Annotated in this window: 15 protein-coding genes and 1 pseudogene; 3 read left to right on the top strand and 13 right to left on the bottom strand. The window is 55.0% G+C overall.

Features of this window, described 5'->3' with window-relative positions; translation table 11 throughout:
• Together JN524_RS21405 and JN524_RS21400 are read left to right on the top strand one after the other, a co-directional pair.
• Complete coding sequence (locus JN524_RS21405) at window positions 1-1,620, top strand: DUF2300 domain-containing protein (RefSeq protein ID WP_202370615.1); 1,620 nt, start codon at window positions 1-3, stop codon at window positions 1,618-1,620.
• A 3-nt stretch (window positions 1,621-1,623) separates the two neighbouring features.
• Window positions 1,624-2,436, top strand: a complete 813-nt coding sequence (locus JN524_RS21400; protein WP_041064922.1) for a YfaP family protein — start codon at window positions 1,624-1,626, stop codon at window positions 2,434-2,436.
• Window positions 2,437-2,459: 23 nt separating this feature from the next.
• Here JN524_RS21400 and JN524_RS21395 read toward each other — a convergent pair whose 3' ends face one another.
• The 4 genes and pseudogenes from JN524_RS21395 to darT all read right to left on the bottom strand — a co-directional run bounded on the left by JN524_RS21395 (window position 2,460) and on the right by darT (window position 5,294).
• Entirely contained in the window at window positions 2,460-2,894 is a 435-nt protein-coding gene (locus JN524_RS21395) for a hypothetical protein (protein ID WP_202370614.1), read from the bottom strand.
• A gap of 15 nt (window positions 2,895-2,909) precedes the next feature.
• Window positions 2,910-3,470: a hypothetical protein gene (locus JN524_RS21390; RefSeq protein WP_202370613.1), complete on the bottom strand. Its 561-nt coding sequence runs from the start codon at window positions 3,468-3,470 to the stop codon at window positions 2,910-2,912.
• Window positions 3,471-3,643: 173 nt separating this feature from the next.
• A complete protein-coding gene (gene darG, locus JN524_RS21385) occupies window positions 3,644-4,729 on the bottom strand; it encodes a type II toxin-antitoxin system antitoxin DNA ADP-ribosyl glycohydrolase DarG (RefSeq protein WP_202370612.1) in 1,086 nt (361 codons plus the stop codon).
• Window positions 4,726-5,294, bottom strand: a pseudogene (gene darT, locus JN524_RS21380) (type II toxin-antitoxin system toxin DNA ADP-ribosyl transferase DarT). The gene darG and the pseudogene darT overlap by 4 nt, the downstream one beginning before the upstream one ends.
• Before the next feature lie 5 nt (window positions 5,295-5,299).
• Here darT and JN524_RS21375 point away from each other — a divergent pair.
• Window positions 5,300-6,310, top strand: a complete 1,011-nt coding sequence (locus tag JN524_RS21375) for a hypothetical protein (protein WP_202370611.1) — start codon at window positions 5,300-5,302, stop codon at window positions 6,308-6,310.
• 212 nt (window positions 6,311-6,522) lie between these two features.
• Here JN524_RS21375 and JN524_RS21370 read toward each other — a convergent pair whose 3' ends face one another.
• The 9 genes from JN524_RS21370 to JN524_RS21330 form a co-directional block, all read right to left on the bottom strand.
• A complete protein-coding gene (locus JN524_RS21370) occupies window positions 6,523-7,308 on the bottom strand; it encodes a M48 family metallopeptidase (protein WP_202370610.1) in 786 nt (261 codons plus the stop codon).
• Window positions 7,289-10,444 carry a type I restriction endonuclease subunit R gene (locus JN524_RS21365; RefSeq protein WP_202370609.1) on the bottom strand — a complete coding sequence of 1,052 codons (3,156 nt, stop codon included), beginning with the start codon at window positions 10,442-10,444 and terminating at the stop codon, window positions 7,289-7,291. Before JN524_RS21365 ends, JN524_RS21370 begins: the two co-directional genes overlap by 20 nt.
• Before the next feature lie 5 nt (window positions 10,445-10,449).
• Window positions 10,450-11,745 (bottom strand): restriction endonuclease subunit S, encoded by a 1,296-nt coding sequence (locus JN524_RS21360; RefSeq protein ID WP_202370608.1) that lies wholly within the window; start codon window positions 11,743-11,745, stop codon window positions 10,450-10,452.
• A complete protein-coding gene (locus JN524_RS21355; protein ID WP_202370607.1) occupies window positions 11,732-13,774 on the bottom strand; it encodes an HsdM family class I SAM-dependent methyltransferase in 2,043 nt (680 codons plus the stop codon). Before JN524_RS21355 ends, JN524_RS21360 begins: the two co-directional genes overlap by 14 nt.
• 699 nt (window positions 13,775-14,473) lie before the next feature.
• Window positions 14,474-15,220: a S24 family peptidase gene (locus tag JN524_RS21350; RefSeq protein WP_202370606.1), complete on the bottom strand. Its 747-nt coding sequence runs from the start codon at window positions 15,218-15,220 to the stop codon at window positions 14,474-14,476.
• Between the two features lie 223 nt (window positions 15,221-15,443).
• Complete coding sequence (gene ppa, locus JN524_RS21345; RefSeq protein WP_008052339.1) at window positions 15,444-15,971, bottom strand: inorganic diphosphatase; 528 nt, start codon at window positions 15,969-15,971, stop codon at window positions 15,444-15,446.
• Between the two features lie 112 nt (window positions 15,972-16,083).
• Window positions 16,084-16,896 (bottom strand): zinc-dependent peptidase, encoded by an 813-nt coding sequence (locus JN524_RS21340; RefSeq protein ID WP_202370605.1) that lies wholly within the window; start codon window positions 16,894-16,896, stop codon window positions 16,084-16,086.
• A gap of 4 nt (window positions 16,897-16,900) precedes the next feature.
• On the bottom strand, window positions 16,901-17,551 hold the full coding sequence (locus tag JN524_RS21335; RefSeq protein WP_003228594.1) for a DedA family protein: 651 nt from the start codon (window positions 17,549-17,551) through the stop codon (window positions 16,901-16,903).
• 283 nt (window positions 17,552-17,834) lie between these two features.
• Window positions 17,835-18,296 (bottom strand): GNAT family N-acetyltransferase, encoded by a 462-nt coding sequence (locus JN524_RS21330; RefSeq protein ID WP_003228592.1) that lies wholly within the window; start codon window positions 18,294-18,296, stop codon window positions 17,835-17,837.
• Window positions 18,297-18,342 lie beyond the last annotated feature (46 nt).

Genomic DNA, 18,342 nt, shown 5'->3' with positions numbered 1-18,342 from the left:
ATGAACCGGCCGCTGCTGTGGCTGCTGATGTGTGTGATGCCTGCGCTGGCGACGGCGCAGGATGAGCCGCTGCGGCTGGCGTACAAGGGCGAGTTGCTGTCGTTGAATCACACACAGCTGATCGCTCGCGAGCCGTTGCCGTCGACGCTGGATACGCCGCTGGGCAGTCTGTGGAAATTGTTCGTCTATGCGTGGCTGGCCGATACCGGTGCGCGTGAGCCTGCGTATGAATGTCACGGGCAATCGCAGGAGGAGGTTTATTGCTGCTCGGCGGGCGGCAAGATCGAGCGTGATCAGGCGTTGGTCAAATCCTGCGGGTTGTACTTTGAGCCGGCGAGATTGGGCATTGCTGCTGCCGATTGGCGCACCTATTGGCAGGCGCGGCAGGCGCCGTCGTGGTTGCTGGATTTGCCAGGCGTGCAACCGGCTACCCGGGTTTCCGTGACTGATTTGCTGAAGGTGTTGTCGGTGCTGCCAGCGCAGGAGCAGATGCGCCGCGTGTTGCTCGACGTCGTGCTGAATGCGGCGGACGGCAATGTCGTCGGCGAACTCGGTGGTCGCCTGCGGGTGAAAACCTGGAGCTGGCTCGGCGATCAGGATCCGCAATCGCGCCAAGGCGGTTTCGCCGGTTGGACGGCGGATGGTTCGCCGATCTGGGCCGGTGGGCGTGGCACCAGTCAGATGGTTTTGCGTCATTACGGGCAGGCGTTGGCGACGGTGCTGCCTTCTTCGTGGCCGGCGGAAGCAGGGCGTTGCGTTGAGGTCGGTCTGTTTTCGCGTTATCCCGTTTCCCGGGTTCTGGCCGGTGATCGGGTGGTGACTTCGGGCCCATTGCAGGGCGATTACCGCGTCGAATTCGCCAACGGCAACGCGCTGGATATCCACAGCGCCGGTGAGCTGTTTCTGCTCGACGACAAACTGGTCGCCAGACTTGATCGCGAAGAATACGTCGCCCGCGTCCTTGAGCGCGAAGCCAAACCTGAACCCGCCGAAGCTGCCAAAGCGCTGGCCGTGGCGATCCGCACCTATCTGTTGCAAAACGCCACGCGCAACGGCGATTGCCTGAGCATCGACGACAGCAGCAACCGTCAGCGCGTCGCTCCGCGTCCGGCCTCCGCCGAGTCGCGCAACATCGCCGCATGGACCGCGGATCTGGTGCTGGCCGGCAGCACCGTCACCTATCACTCCGACCAGCCCGGCCCGGACAAACTCGCCTGGCAACAGGCCGTCGAGCAGGCCAATGCCGGCCAGCGCTACGACGCGATTCTGCTGCACGCCTATCCGCGCGCGAGCCTCAGCCGTTGGGACAACCCGGTGGCCTCCTGTGAAGCACTGCCCGCCGCCCAAGACTGGCTGCAAAAGCAGCGTCGCGGCTGGCGTCCGACACTGGAAAGCGAAACCGGCTACAACGAAGTCAGTACGTTCGCCGTGTGCAAACTGGCGTTCGGCCGCCCGTTTGTCGATCGCGAACGCCAGCGCATTTACGTGCGCGGCGTGCTCACGCTGCAGGATCGCCTCGACCTGACTCACGAATACCTGCACCTGGCCTTTGAAGCACATCCCAATGGTCAGTATGAAACCTACATCGAAGGGCTCGCCCGTCACCTCTTGCTGGAATAGACCATGACACTCCGTTATCCACAGGTCTTGCTGTTGCTCTGCGCGTTCAATGCATGGCCGATGGCAATGGCCGCTGACAGCGTCAAACTCGATACCCCGGTCGGCGGCTGGCGCACCGGCGCGCCCGAGGGCGAAGGCGAGAACTTCCGCCAGACCGTCAACTACCCGGCCTCCTCGGTCAACACCCCGGTCGGCCAGGCCAACACCGCGCGCATCAGCGGCGAAATCAAAGCCACCCCCAAGAACAAGGAACCGGGCCGGCTGATCGTCAACGGTGTCAGCATGCCGCTGAAAATCGACGACAGTGGCCGCTTCGACCGCCCGTTCTCCTTCCCCAACGGCAGCAACAGCGTCGAAGTGCGCAGCCCCGACGGCCAGCAACGCCACCGCACCCAATTCCTCAACGCCAGCGGCGGCGCCACCCCGGCCAAACTGCGCGTGCTGCTCTCCTGGGACAGCGACGGCACCGACCTCGATCTGCACCTGATCACCCCCGACGGCGCGCACATCTGGTACGGCGACCGCGTCGCACCCAATGGCGCCGCACTCGACGTCGACGTCACCACCGGCTACGGCCCGGAAATCTTCGCCATGCCGGCACCGATCAAGGGCCAGTATCTGGTGTATGTGAACTACTTCGGCGGAGGTTATCGGGGGGATGATGAAGGCGGGGAGGAGGCGGTGCAGCCGCTGACCACGGCGCAGGTGACGGTGATTACCGAGGAAGGCACGCCGAGCGAGAAGATGGAGACGTTTGTGGTGCCGATGCGGGCGGTGGGTGAACTGACGTTGGTGAAATCGTTCAGCTATCCCTGAGCAGCAGCCTGCTCAGGGTTGCACTAGAAACCGGGCGGAATGTAACCAGGCACGAACGGCACGTTGATGCACTTGCCGTGAATGATCTTTCCGTCCTCGATCCTGAACAGCACGATCTTTTTCGCCTTGTTGACGGTGGCTTCGAGTTTGCAATCGGAACTGTGACCGACCGTCTCGTAGTACTCGGTGTAAACCATGCCGTTACCGGTGTGATTCATTGAAGTACCGGCCGCTTCCGTGGTGGTCCAACTGGACGATTTGTACCAGGTGAGCACAGCCAGATTCTCGCCGTTGGCCCCGGTCTGTTTTTTCATCGAGTCGGGTTTGCCAAACAGATCGAGCGCTTCCTGAACATCGCGTCCTTCCCAGCGCGACTGCGCAATCAAGTGGCAGCCATTGATCAGCAAAACGGCGGGCGTTATCAGCAGCGCCAATAACGTTTTAGTCCATAGGTTCATCGTTATTCCCGCCGCTTACTTGTTGCCCAGGATCGAGTCGAGGTTATCCATCATCTGGCCTTTCTCCTGAATCGGCGCCAGTTTGAAAAACATCTGTTGCAGGCCCTGAATCATCTGCAAGTACTCCATCTTGCCCAGCGCGATCATGTCCTTTTTGGCAGGTGAGCAAACGAACTCGCTGGTGCGCTGCACCCAGAACTCTTTCGGCTGCTGCCATTGGTCATTAACTTTCAGGTTGCGCATCATGTAGGCGATGCGATCAACCGACTGGCCATTGAGCATTCGGACCTTGTTCGTCGAACACTGAACTTCGAGGTTGTAGGCATCGATCATCGGTTTGCCGGGTTCCTCATACACCAGCGTCACGGCGACCAACTTGGCCCCCTTGGTGTGTTTCGACGGCACGACTGAAGTGCTGTCGGCCACATACATGATGTTCTTGTGGGGAACGCCGTTGCCGTAAATGATCCACCAGTCACCAACGAGCTTCTGCTCCTCTGCCAAGGCTGAAGAGGTAGCGGTCATGAGTGCGGTCAGCAGAACAACGGATTGATTGAGTTTGAAAAACGACGACATGGTGTTGCTCCATTCCTTGGCGCTTTTGTAATGCACAAAAACAGAATGGAAATTTAGTGGTGAGGTTGGGCGCGGGGCAATTAGGGCGGATGTGCTAATGGCTTATTGCGATGCCCGTTTCAGTCAGGGCATGGTAATGGGGCAAGTATTTCTTGCCCCATTTCATAACGATGTCAGGCCGCCATTTCCGGGCTGAAGCTGGTGGATGTCAGACGCGTGATCGCAATTCCTAGTGCCTGATCATCGAATAATTTGTTTTTACGCACCGCAGCTCCGGACCCACCGTCCCAGTTCATCAGTGCTTTACGTACCGCAGGAACGGTTGGAGCAATCCTTTCCCGAATCAGCAACCAATCAACGGTCGCCAGCAACTCCATGCCGAAAGGTGACTCAAAACCGTCGATCAATTCAGCCGTTCGCTCTAAAGCTTGGGAGTATTCCTTGGCTTCAGTCTTGAGGTAGGTTTGCAAAAAGGCTTTGCGATCTTGATCAAACCAAATGACATCGGTGATTCCTGCATCACTGATGCGCTTGTCGCAATGTAGATAGCTGCCATCCAGATTGTTGAGCAGATGCTCCAATCGATTGGCATACGGGCCGAATTTATGAGCGACAAATTTGAGGTTTAGCGGATTCTCCGTACCTGGGATTTTCTCGATTGCACGTTCAAGAAACCAAGCCAGTTTCTGAATTTCGAGCAGGCTGCATTCCATGCCCAGAACCCAATAACGCCGGACCAATTCAGCAATCAGTGCTCGCGCCGGAGTGAGTTGCTCGACGCCATCGCGCTTAGCGACATTCAGATACTGATTGGAGGGTTCGAACACTAATACATCGACATCCAGGTCACCCAGCACTTCTACAATCTGCTCGCGCACTTCAGGCCACTTCAAACCACCGTTACCAGCGCCCAGCGGAGGAACAGCAACGGATTTCACATCGTTTTCAAGCAGGAACCGTCGCAGGTCATGCAAACCTTCGGTTATCCACGCCATTTGCGACGGAGAACGCCAATGGCGCTTGGTCGGGAAATTCACGATCCAGCGGGGGCCATCGAGTTCGTTGGTGGCCGTCACATGCATCTTGCCGGTTTCTACTTCCCCGGCCTTACATGCCGCTGCATACACGCGGTAATTCTGCGCAAAGCGCTCTTTGAACATCAGCGCGATGCCCTTACCCATCACGCCAACGGTATTCACCGTGTTGACGAGGGCTTCGGTTTTGGCTTCCAGCAGGTTGCCTTGGGTAAATCTGATCATTGGAAATACCATGTGGGGCGCGCATGAACCGGCAACGTCAGGCCTCTGGCGGCGACGTCTGCTTCTATGCGTACTTTCATTGCATCGGTGTGGCACATGATGCCCAGTAGTCCCGTAATCGGTAAGTGATGGTGGATCAGCGCCTCAGCCTGATAACGCTCCATCTTGCGAGGGTCGTCAGGATCGCGCTTGAAGTCGCGCCGTTGAAGGATAGACCAATCGATCTGGTCGAGATTCGCCAGATCGCTGTAGTAGTTTGTCCAACTCGGGTAGGCATGTGCGTTTGTGAACACAAATGGTAGGCCGAGCTCTTCAACGCGATAGAGGCTTGAGACCAGAATCACGATCTCATCGTTACTGCGTTGCTGAACACTCCAGCCCGAGTGAATGTTCTGCATCATCACCGAGAAGGGCGTGAAATAGAAGGGCACGTAGTCGGCCAGTACGCCTTCGGGTGCGATAGGCACCTGACGGGAACGGCGCTTGTCGATCATTCGACGTTGCCGATGTTCACGTACTGAGGTGCCTGTACTTCCGAGTTTGCGCAATGAAGACCGTTGTCCAGAATCCATGGCAGGTTATCGCGATGGACGATACGCCAAATCAGAGCTTTCTCTGGATTCAGGAATTCTACCGGAAGAGATCGGTCTGCTCGCCACGGTCAAATCAATCGATACCGAGCATTCGCCACTTGAAAAAAAGCGCGGTACCCCAGCCTCCTATTCGTCGAGTTCCACGGAATCCTACAAATTTGGCACGGCTCGAAAAAGAATCGCGAAGCTCCACAGCCCGCAGAATGCTTGGACTCTAGCGGCTATCGCCGGGTTTTTGAGTATTGGGTTTGGAGCTATTAGCTACTATCCCTTAAGTCAATACCAACGACAGCTTGCTAGGTCATGGCTGAGATCAAAATATTGGGGGAGGGCAATTATCCTAAATCCGTCCCGAGTCGTTGATCTTCCTGAGTGGGATGATCTGCCTGCCGATGTGAAGCATTTCTTTAAGCTCTCGTACTTGCTCAGCCAACCCGGAACTCAGTTCGTCACTATTCGGCTTGACGCTCGCATCGGCGAGAAAGCGTTAGCAGCGCCTCGCGGTCCCGCGGACTGGCTGGCTAATAAAATCAAGCGCGCTCTTGAATCTGTAGCAATTCCGCTTAATCACATCGCTTTTGCCCTCGAGTTTGCTCCGAAACAGGCTAGAACGCTGCACAAGCTCCATATTCACGGGGCGCTGCGCATCCCTTCAGAAATGGCAAAGATCGCCTCAATCGCGCTAACAAAAGCCTTGGCCCCGGACTATAAACAGCACGGTACAAACGAGGCGGTGAGACTCGAATCACCGAGCAAGGCTGGTGACATTGCCAAGTATGTGGTTAAAGAATACAAAATCACGAAGGAGAGGATCATCGCGCTTCAGGATCAAGGCCGGGCCAATAACCATATTAATGGAGCCAATCCACTCCGGGCCTCTGAAGCTGTGACAGTTGGCGGTAGATCTATCTATGACTGTCTCCGGCGCTCCTTGTTGGACAATCAGGAAACGTTCAATTCAAAGCGCCGGCCCATCCCCCGTCGCTGATTTCGCCGCCATTATCAGGCGAAGGCACCTTCAACTCAATTTTTCCCAGGAAGACCTAGCGGCGCGTAATGGCGTGCCCGGAACCGATACTGGAATGCTCGAAACGTCCAAAAAATGTACGATTTACAACATTTTGGGGGCTTGTCTGCGCTTTCGAAATGAGTACTGCTGAATTTATGAGTGAGCTTAATAGATATGAGCCAAAAAACGGCTCATGCTAAAACGTTTGTCGTAAGAAGTTCTGATAGGTCAACTTTAAGCCGGTGCCCGTTAGCAACTAGCCACTGCCGCGCCCGATCCATGTTAGAACAGTGGCTCTGCACTGCAAGCCAGAATTTCTGCGAATGGTCCGGAATAGCCAGGTGCACCATCTCATGCATAACTATGTAATGTAGTACATAGTCGGGTGCCATTATCAGGCGCCAGTTGAAGGAAAGATTTCCTAGCGCAGAGCAATTACCCCACTTAGTACGCTGCTCCATAACATAGATGCGATGCGGTGAACGATTCAATCGCTTACGTGCGTCTTCCACATGCTTCTCGATACTTTCCCTGGCCTGTTTACGCAGCCAGTTTTCCAGCGATCGTGACGTCGGAGTCATGGTTTCGTACGCGCATGTTATGCAAATCTCATCCTTTGCTAACACCACTTTGTTGGGCGCATGCCACGACTTGACCCGAATCACTTTGAGCTGAAGGAGATCGCCCCGAAATAGAATGCATCCTTGCATTCGTTTTTCTGGGCGCCTTAAAGATCGAAGCTTCTGAGCACGCCCTATTTGCTCGAGAACCCAGGTTTTGTTCTCGGTTACAAAGGCAAGAGCTTCGTGTTTTTCTCTCACTTTTGGTATTACGACCTCCACCTCATCGGGTCTCACCTTTATTCTCAACTTCTTAGCTGATTTCGAATAAGTAAGCCGACACTCCACCTCTTGCCCATCCAGCAGGAGACGTTGCAGGCTGCTTACGCGAACTACTTCAGGTTGTGAGATCAACATTTACTAGCTCGACTACCCCGGGCTGCAAGAAAGGAGGGTTTGCATCATCCACGTTGAAGCCAAGCTCGGCATAAGCCGGATTCCAAGACTCAGCGAGCAGAGACTGTTCAACTCGCATCCGACCGCCCCTTGAGTAGCTCCAGCCGGGAAACAGTAATAGGTTATCTCGCAAGTGAGCTACCATCTGCCGTGCGCATTCAACTACATATGCCTCGTCCATGTTGGTGGTGAATTCCCGTAAGACGGTGAACAGCTCGTACTCCCCTGGCTGAATCAATCCAAGTTGAATGGGCTCGTCATCCGTATTGGCTTTTTCATCGGCGATTTCCTGCAAGGCCTTCAGCCGTTGCTCAGCAGCCTCGTCAGTAGCATCCTTCCTGGCTTTGAGGTGTGCGAGACGGTCGCCCAGTTGCCGGTAAACGAAGCTAGCTTCATTTTCTGCAAGCTCCGCCGTTAGAATCGCTTCCAGCGCCGCTGCTTTATCCGCAGCGCTAGGCAGTTCATCGAGTTTGGCGATGTAGTCTTTGTCAATTTTGAACACGGGTAATGACAGCGCCGTGTCCATGAAACTAGTGTTTTCCTCAATCAGCTCTCGGGTTTTGGCGGACAGTTCGCCAAATGTGCCTCGATTGCTCGCGTTACTTTGCCGGCGACGATGAGCAATGTAGATACTGCACAGCCATTTGTAGTTATACCGATGTTCGTAAAGGCAAGGATCTGGCGAAACCGCCTCCCACAGCCGCTCGAGACTCTTGAAGTTATGTTCGAAAATTTTTGCCGCGTCTGGATCCTTGAGTGCTCGAAGTGCAGCCAGTAAGCATTCCCGAGTGTCTGCGATCTTGATTCCTTTAAAGCTATCCATGCAGCGCGCTACTTCGCTGGTGACGGTAGCTTTCAGAGCATCCCAGTCGATCAAGGCTTCCTCTCGGATATTCTCGTCGAAGTTGAGTGCCTTGGACAAATTAGTAAAGACACCGAAGTAATCGACTACTACGCCGGTACGTTTGTTCATCGTAGGTAAAGGACGGTTAGTGCGTGCGATGGCTTGCAGCAGATTGTGGTCGCGTAGCGGCTTGTCGAGATACATCACTTGTTCGACGGGCGCATCGAAGCCTGTGAGCAGTCGATCACACACAATCAGAATTTTTAGAGGAGGGCGCCACTTGGTTTGATCTCTACCAAACGCCTCATGGTTCCACTGCTTCCACTGCTCTGGCGTGAGCTTGAAATAGTCGATGAGATCATCTTGCTTCTGCTTTCCATAATGAAACCGCGCGAGTTCCTCGTCATCGTTCTGCCCCTCAGATACGATTACGTCTGTCCATTCCGGCGGCAGACCCAGCGCTTTGAGTTTGTTATCAAGCACATCTTTGAATCGGACACACGCCATGCGATCCACGGCCACTAATTGGGCTTTGAAACCGCTAGGATCGGGATAAGCAAGGAAGTGCTTCAGCATCTTGTCGACGACAATTTCAACGCGGTCGGGGTGTCGTGCCAACTCCTTCCACTGCGAGCGCTGTCGCTGGATTAGGTCCTTCGCCTCTTCGTCCTCAAGTTCCATCTCTTCACACATCTTCTCGAAGCCGACATTTAGCTTTTTCTCGTCAACGATGAATGGCACTTTGTCGCGCATATAATGCACTTCTAGCGTCGCCCCATCCTTGATGGCTCGCTTAATACCGTAATAACTTAGATATCGTTCCTGCTCCCCGTCGATCATGGGGCTAAAATCGCGGTGAGTGCTGTTCAATGTCCTGTCAATGGGAGTGCCGGTAAGACCAAAGCGAAAAGCATTTGGAAGCTTCACACGCATTGTCATCGCATAACTTTCGGCGTTATTACCTTTTTGAGAACGGTGGCATTCATCCACTAAAGTTATGATGTTATCTTCTTGTAGTGGTTTGAGATCACCCATTTTCTGAAATGATTGAATCGTTGTGACCAGCGTGCCACGCCAAACGGCCTTTAATTTATCTTTGAGGTCGGCAACACCCATTGCCCGATCGACATTGGGATAGTCGCAGGCGTCGAAGTCATCCGAGATCTGCGTCTTAAGGTCTCTCCGATCGACAACAATTATCACCGTCGGGTTTTTCAACTCGGCTTGCCGACGCAGCTTGTAAGCCGCGAACACCATTGTCAGCGACTTGCCTGAACCTTGAGTGTGCCATACCAGTCCAGTTCTATCTTGAGCGCTGGCCGGGTTACCAATCAGCGACAAAGTACGGTCCACGATGTCATTTACCGCCTCGAACTGTTGATAGCGCGCTACCTTCTTGATCGTTTTGCCCTTTTTTGTCTCGAAGACTATGAAGTGCTCTAGGAAATCGAGTACATGGCTAGGCTTCAGGCGCAGCAGTCCTTTCACTGGGACTTCCAATGGGTCATCGGGATTGTCCGCTTCTGGTTCGTTCCACCAACCCTTTTTTTCAGGATACTGCGACAGCCAAGGCCCCCAAGTGTCGAGATGTCTTTCGACTTCCTCTTTTTTTGCATCGTGGAATAGCAACGTGCCATACCGGAAAGCATCTTCATCGGCGGCCACGCAAAATACGTTGGACGTCAGCATCATCGGAGCTTGTCGTTGATAACGGTGTAACTGGTGCACCGCTTCAGTCCAGTCTTTGCTGCTGGTGATGTAGCTTTTGTACTCGGCAATGACCAGCGGAATACCGTTGACTAGCAACACCGTGTCGTCCCGGCACTGTTTTACACCCTGAACGCGGTACTGGTTGGTGGCTGTAAAGTCGTTGAGATGTTGCTTGGTTGGGTCGAATTCGATGAAGTAGATGGTTTTGGCGTCCTCCCCTGGAGCGAGCACTACCTTCACCCCGTCGCGTAAGCGATCCAATGTTTCTCGGTTAGCTAACAGCCTCTCTGGCTTTGCCATTGAGTTGCGCAGGGCACTTACTGCTAGCAAGGCCTGCGTTGGAGTATTTACATTATCGTTGATGCGTAGCACGGCTTCGATCAGAAGCTTCTCTACCAAAGGGTCTTCTAGCGGGCGCTCGAAGGCTGCCATCTCTGCGTCGCCACGAAAAGTCCACCCAAGCCCATTATCTCCGGGTGAGGTACTGCCGTAGCCAGATAGCCATTTAATGATGGGGAGTTCGACGTAGCCAGCTTCGCTCATGATTATTATTCTTCCTTGATCAGATCTGGATCGACGCGCATGGCGCCTGTGAGAAGGTCGTGTGTCAGCGAGGCCTTAAGCTGTCTTAGAATTTTCTCCTTCTGTTCGATAGTTCTGAGCTTCGCTTTTGACGCTTTCATGATTTCGGCAATCTGCTCCTGCTCCTCCAGCGTCGGCGGCAACGGAAAACGAAATGCTCTAACCTGGGTTTTGTTAGTAGAGGCTAAGTTGGTAGTTCGCTTTGCTACGCGAGTGAAATAGCTCTTTGCGATATCGGACTCAATGATGCAGGCAAAGTAACGAGGATCCAGCAAAGCTCTGTTGGCTCGAACGCTAAAAATATGGTTCTGGTGCAGGCAGTTAGGGATTTGCCCATCCCACAATGTCCCTCTTCCAAGTTTGTCGAGGTCGCCGCCTTCCGTCATCAGCACATCACCGGGCTCAAGACGGTAGCGTTCCACCTCCTCTAACCGTACCTTAACCGTTTTGATCGTGTTTAAATTTAGGTAGCCGTCCTGAACGTTTGCCACTCGCAGATACGGCAGTTCGATATGATTGAACCCCGTAACATCTTTGCCCAAGGTAACACCAGCCCTGACATCTGCGACTTCATCAACCCTCTTCAGTTGCCAATGTGCGGGCCGCTTCACGCCTTGTACGTTCCCGGCGCCACGCTCAAGGAGCTCATGCAGTAGGGAGTGATCGAGAGCTTTGGCATTCACCAGCGCGACTCGCGCGCGTTCAATCGCGGTGTCCACCGTGTCGAGAACTCGAGCAATTGCTCTTTGCTCTTCCGGTCCAGGATACGGAATTGTCATAGCGCGGAAGAAGCTCTGACTGAGATTGCTAAGTCCTGTCGAACCTTCCGCAGACGCGCTGAGGTAAGCCTGAACCTGCTCACTGCGAAGCCAGCGGTAAAAGTACTCTGGCGTAACGCCGCTGTCGGGCTTTGGCTTCGCCGCCATCAGGAAAGACGCAAAAAGGAAGTCGGCATCGACAACGACGCGTGCCGCATTTCCTATCCGCTGTCGGTTACCGTTGGACCCAACCATAATCGACCAGTCAACGGCCACGCGTTTCATCTCAATTGACTTTGTTTTAAGGCCTGAAATATATACGAGGTCATCTAGTTCAAGGCGATCCTGCACATTGCCTATTCGAATGACCGGCACTGCTCCAGCCGTTGGAGCTAGATGCTCCTGTTCTTTTGACCAGGAAATTCCTCGCTTAAGCTCTACAGCGTCACCTACCGTCGTAGTTTTCCATTCAGCCGGATGTGGGAGGGCGTCAGTGGGTTTCATAACCGATTCCACGCAAAATGTTCACCAGATTGATTTCTGACGATGCAAGTGCGCTTTCCGCATCACGCAGCGACTTCAACGCATCATTCACCTTGACTCGTGGCTCAGGTTCGAAGGTGTCCACATAGCGCGGGATGTTAAGGTTGAATTCGTTCTCCTCAACTTCGTCCATGCCAACTACGCGAGCGTGCTTGAGCAGTTCGTCTACATCGCCGTAAAGTGCGCCAAGCTCGACGCCAGCCTGCTGTACGTCGAGTCGGTCAGCGTCAGCACGTCGGCGAGCCTCAGCGATTTTTCCATCGCGCTCTCCGATCTTAGCTGCGACCTTATCGCGCTGCCCTTCGAGTTTGCTCAGCGCCGCTTCAGCCTTGCTTTTGGCCGTTTTGGTTGTGAATTTAGATATTTCAGCCTGAGCTTCTGCGACTTGGGCGTTGAGCATGGCAAGGCGTTGCGCGTGATCGGCATATTCCACCTCCAGGCGATCACATTGGTCATGTTCGCGCGCGTTTATCTGTTCGCGGATTCGTTGGCTATGACGCGCGACCAAGCTAGGTACCTTGGTCGCGTCGCCATAGGCCTGTGTATGCACTAAGATCCTCATCACGTCCTGAGGCCGCAGTTCGTTTTGGTTGGAGAGTTCCCGGTAATGACGGGTGGCATAAACCAACAACAGCTTGTCGTGTCGCTCCGGTGGTCGCTGTTTTTTCAATATGACTAGGCATGCGGGCACGCTGGCGCCGTAAAATACGTTGAGCGGCAGGGAAATTACAGCATCTATCATTCGCGACTCGAGCAACGCTTTGCGTATCAGGTGCTCATCATCGGCTTTGCGGCGTTTAAATTTTGGATTGCCGTCATCGTCGAACTCACCAGTTTCTTCTTCAACTTCTGCCTGGCCTCGGAATAGCACTCCTTGTGGGCAGACTATGCCAGTGCGACCATCGTCTGTGAGCGATGCGAGGATGTGTAAGATGAATGCATAGTCGCCATAACCCGCAGGCGGTGCCTTGTACGCGGTTCCACGACCGAAACGGGCAAAAGGGTCCTTATAGCCTTCTTTGCCAAACACCTCTTTCTTCAACTTGTCCTTTTTTTTCTTATCGTCCGTTTGTTGCTCGGGCTTCAGCCACCAGAACTCATCGGAGAATGGGAAATTGGCGAGGACAAGAGAAAACTTTCGCACCTTGCCCTTTTCATCCTTGAAGGCTGGGTCTGTGATAGTGCTAACCCCGGCTGCGATTGTGGCTTCTAAACCATGCAGCACTGAGTTGATTTTGCCGATCGCAGCGTTGCCCCAGTTCATCTCCTGACCAAAATAGTGGGCCGAAGTCGCGTGGTGGTTGTTCTCACGCAAGAAATCCGCCGCATGGACCAACATCCCGCCGCTTCCACACGTAGGATCGTAGATTGTGTCCCCAGGCTGGGGCTCTAGAATGCGTACTAGCGTGTCCACCACTTCAGGTGGAGTGAAAAATTCCCCAGCCTTGGCTCCGGCATCGTCAGCGAACTGCTTAATCAGGTACTCATAGGCGCGGCCAAGCACGTCAGGAGATACGCTGGCGTTGGATAGATCATGCTCATCGAAATGCTGGATTAGCGCGTGTACGACTTCATTGGGGATGATTGGCTTGCCGCTGCCATCGGGGGCCGGCTGATTCCAGTCAACAGTAAATACTCCTCTCAGCTCGTCGTTGGCCTCAGCAACAGCACGCATGGCCTGTGTGAGCTTTTCGCCGAGGTTAGTTGATTCCGCCAACACATCTCCCCAGCGACTTCCAACGGGAATTGAGAATCTATGGTCGCCACGGGCGCGGAATAATGCTTTCTGTGCCTCGCTTAGCTGGCGTTTTTGAATGCGTTCCTGTTCAGCAATCGCCTCATTTGCTTCGTGTTCCCATTGGTCACACAGGCGTTTGTAGAACATCAACGATAGGATGTAATTTTTGTAGTCCTGCCCCGCCGTTTTTCCGCGAAGAATGTTAGCTGCGCCCCAGAGGTGAGCTTCAAGCTGTTGCTGAGAGAGTCTCATTGTTGGTCTTTACCGTTTTCTGAAGCGCATATCCAACAGCACAATGTTGTGTGCAGGAATACGCATAGTTTGTGTGGTATATCACGGGTTTGTGGAAAATGTGGTGCCTGGCTACGGAGCGGTGCTTATTACCTATCGGGCCCACTGCGATTCTTCCTGCTCACACGCCACTTCCCTTTTAATCGCGCAAATATACACGCTCGTTGGCACATACAAGATTGCGCGATTGCCTTCGTTCATTTGAAGAGGCTGGAGGGCTTATTTGCAGCGCCGAATTGTAACCCGTAGCAGAGGTATGGGCTGAGGTATGGGCTGGAAGGTGCGCTGGTTGCAAGAAGGCTCTGTATAGAAGGTTGTAGGCATTAAAAAGCCGGCTTGTGGCCGGCTTCTCGGGGACTGGCTTGGTTTATTTTTGGTAAACCGCGCTAGCCTTCAAAACGTACACCCGGATCTGCGTCCGGCTGTGGGACTTGGTCAGACGTTGGTCTGCCGCGTCAGGCGTCATCTGAGCCGCGGGAGCGGGGCGATGCGCAAATGTGGGGCGCAGGATACTGAGTTTTGTTGGGGATTCCCAGCCTCAACTGCGGAATAGAGCCACCGCGAGGGGCAAAATTCGTAATTTGTACTGATTTTCGGTGCCTCTTCGCGAGCAGGCACGCTCCCACAGGGGGGGGGGCAGGGTTGAAGATCCGTATCCGATCAGAGAAACGGTACCACCGGCCGGCGTTTGCCCAGGGTCGACCACCAGAATACCCAGCCCAGAATGTGTATCCGCTGCTCATCGATTTGTGCTGCGCGGAAGATTTCGTCCGGGTATTCGGCGCTGTTGTGGCTGCGCAGGCGCAGGGCGTTGCCGGGCATGCGGTGCAGGTATTTGATGCGCAGCATGCCGTCATGTTCGATGGCGTAGATTTCGCCGTCGACCACCTGGGTCAGGCCGCGGTCGATGCCGACGATGGAGCCGTCTTCGATGCGCTCGGCCATGCTGTTGCCGATCATGTGTGCACAGATGGCGTCGCTTGGGCGGATTTCCAGTTGCGCGAGATGGGCGCGGGGCAGGCGGACGGTTTGCTCGGGGTCGAGGACGACGTGGGTTTTGTCGGCGCCGGCGGTGAGCGGTGTTTCCTTGAAAAACGGCAGTTCGATGTCGTTGGGGTTGATGATGGAATAGACGCCGTTGACGGACTGGGCGTCAAAGGTGTCGCCGTTGCTGGCAGGCGTGTGCAGGCGGGGTAGTTCTTTGCTGCCTTCGCCGGTTTTCAGCCACTCGCTGTTGACCGAGAGCAGGCGTGAGACTTCCTCCATGCGATACGCCGGGACGCCCCGGGTGTACCAGTTATGAATGTTTTGGGCTTCCGTGCCCCAGAACTTTGCGAATCCCGTGGTGGTGATGTTCGCTGCTTCCAGGAGTGCCTTGAATCTTGGACCGCTAGTGTTCTTTCTCATAAACACCGAGTCTACGGCCGTGCCAGAGCGGTTTGAATAAACCGGCTGTTCAAAAAAAGCCTGTATTTTGCGACTGGATGTAAGACGTGCTTGTGGGAAATCACTCACTTCGAAACTTTTCTGTAGTCCGCAATAAACACACTGTTTAAAGCGGCGTTTCTCAGGCACAAAAAACCCCGGATCAACCGGGGTTTTCTTCAAGCGTCATGCAGCCAGCCGGCGCTTAGCCCTTGTAGGCAGCAACCGACTTGGTGATCGCGTCGCGAGCGGCGTCAGCGCCAGCCCAGCCTTCGATCTTGACCCACTTGCCTTTTTCGAGATCCTTGTAGTTCGCGAAGAAGTGCTCGATCTGCTGGATCAGCAGCGGTGGCAGGTCGGTGTATTCCTTCACGTCGACGTACAGCTGGGACAGCTTGTCGTGTGGGACTGCGATGACTTTGGCATCGCCGCCGCCGTCGTCGGTCATGTTCAGGATGCCGACTGGACGTGCGCGAATCACCGAGCCTGGAGCAACCGGGTAAGGGGTCACGACCAGCACGTCGAGGGGATCACCGTCGTCAGCCAGGGTGTTCGGGATGTAACCGTAGTTGGCCGGGTAGAACATTGGGGTGGCCATGAAACGGTCAACGAACAGGCAATCGCTGTCTTTGTCGATTTCGTATTTGATCGGCGCGTGGTTGGCCGGGATCTCGATCGCGACGTAGATGTCGTTCGGCAGGTCTTTGCCAGCCGGAATCTTGCTGTAGCTCATTGGGCGTTGCCCCCGTAGTTGACCAAAAACACTTGGCCGGATTGACCAAAAAGTGGCGGCGATTATAGGCACATTCCTACGCCGACGCCACGTACCAGAAGTCGTGCAGCGCTTACGCGTGCGCCTGATAGACCGGGTCTGTGGCCTGAAGTTGCCGCAGCCTGCCCAACGGATCCTGCCGGTAGAAAAGCTGCAGTTGCAAGTAGACCTGTGGATAAGCCGCGTGCAGCAGATCCGGAGCGCTGAAGAAGTATTCGCTGGTGACCGCGAAGAACTCCGCCGGGTTTTCGGCGGCGTATGGGTCGATGGCGGTTTCGGCGTCGGGGTTGCGGTCGAGCTGGCGGTTGAGGTCATCGTAGGCGTGTTGCATGACCTCGGCCCAGTCGCTGACGCGCATGTCGGCGTGCAGCGGCGGCAGGCCGTTGGCGTCGCCGTTGAGCATGTCGAGTTTGTGCGCCAGTTCGTGGATCACCAGGTTGTAGCCTTCCCAGCCACCACTTGCCATCACGCCCGGCCAGGCGAGGATGATCGGCCCCTGTTGCCAGGCTTCGCCACTGTGTTCGCCGTCCCACTCGTGCTCGACCCCGCTGGCATCGCGATGGCGTTGCGGACTGAGGAAGTCGTCGGGGTAGAGGACGATTTCGTGGAAACCCTGATACCAGTTCAAGTCGCCCAGATTGAGCAGCGGCAACTGGGCCTGGGCGGCGAGCAGCAGGCGTTGTTCCTGATGCAATTCGACGCCGGGCAGGGCGGTCAGGTGTTTTTCTTCCAGAAACAGCACGCTGGCTTCACGCAACCATTGGTCTTCGGCGGCGCTGATGCCGTCGAGAAAGCTCAGGTGATGGCGCACCCGTTGCCACAGGTCATCGGCAATCGGGTGCCTGGCCAGAATGCGCCGGCGACGCCAGGCGCTCAGTGACCACATCGGATCAGTGGGTTTCGGCTTTGGCGCCGCCGAAACGGCTGCGCACCACGCCGATGATCATCGGCACCAGCGACAGCAGGATGATACCGACCACCAGCAGCGACAGGTTCTTCTTGATGAACGGCACGTTGCCAAAGAAGTAACCCAAGGTCACCAGACCACCGACCCAGAGGATGGTGCCGAACACGCTGAACGCGAAGAAACGCGGATAAGGCATTTTCCCTACGCCGGCGACGAACGGTGCAAACGTGCGGATGATCGGCAGGAAACGCGCCAGGGTCACGGTTTTGCCGCCGTGCTTGTCGTAGAAATCGTGGGTTTTTTGCAGATAATCGCGACGGAAGATTTTCGAATTCGGGTTACTGAACAGTTTTTCGCCCGCCGTTCGGCCAATCACATAGTTGGTGCTGTCGCCAAGGATGGCCGCGAGCATAAGCAGACCGCCCAACAGCACCGGATCCATGCCACCGCCCGCCGCCACCGCACCGGCGATGAACAACAGCGAATCACCCGGCAGGAACGGCATCACCACCAGACCGGTTTCACAGAAGATGACAGCGAACAGAATCGCGTAGATCCACGGCCCGTAGTTGGTGACCAGCAAATCGAGGTACACATCGAGATGCAGGATAAGGTCGAGCGGGTTGAAATCCATGGGGGGCACCTGTGGTGACGGCCCGACTCGGCAGGCCTGTGCGGATGATTCGGGTGTAAGCCTACAGCGGGGTGTAGTTTTTCTTACAAGCCGGAAAGCTCGGGATTATACGGTCTGAGAGGTGAAAAGCGCGTTGGTTTTGTAGCGAGGGATGTCGGGGTGTGAACAAATGTCAGGCAGACTTCGGGTTTGATAAAAGATCAAAAGATCGCAGCCTGCGGCAGCTCCTACCATGGAATGCGTTATCCCTGTAGGAGCTGCCGCAGGCTGCGATCTTTTGATTTCAGAGCTCGTCGCTGATCGGCAGCACGTAGTTCTTGAACTCGGTGTCTTCCTTGAAACCAATGGATTCGTAGGTTTTCTGCGCCACTTCGTTATTGCTGCTGGTGGAAACGCGCATGCGCACGGCCTGGGTTTCCTTGGCCATTTTCTTCGCGGTGCGGATCAGGTTGTCGGCCACCAGTTGGCGGCGGGCATCTTCGGCGACGTAGATGTCGTTGAGGATCCATACGCGCTTGAGCGACAGCGAGGAAAAGCTTGGGTAGAGCTGGCAGAAACCCATCAGTTTCTTGTCGTCATCATCGGCCAGGGCCAGATAAATCACCGACTCCTTGCGACGCAGGCGTTTTTCGAGAAACGCGCGGGAGGAATCCGGGTAAGGCAGGGAACCGTAGAACTCGCGATATTTGACGAACAACGGGGTCAGCAAATCCAGGTGTTCGAGGGTCGCTTGAATAATCCGCATGATAGGTCTCGTCTTCAAGTGGCTGTCTTCAACTGCTCTGACGGCG

Source organism: Pseudomonas sp. MWU318 (assembly GCF_016756945.1).
Lineage (GTDB): Bacteria > Pseudomonadota > Gammaproteobacteria > Pseudomonadales > Pseudomonadaceae > Aquipseudomonas > Aquipseudomonas putida_A.
This window is presented reverse-complemented; position numbering and strand designations above follow the sequence as displayed.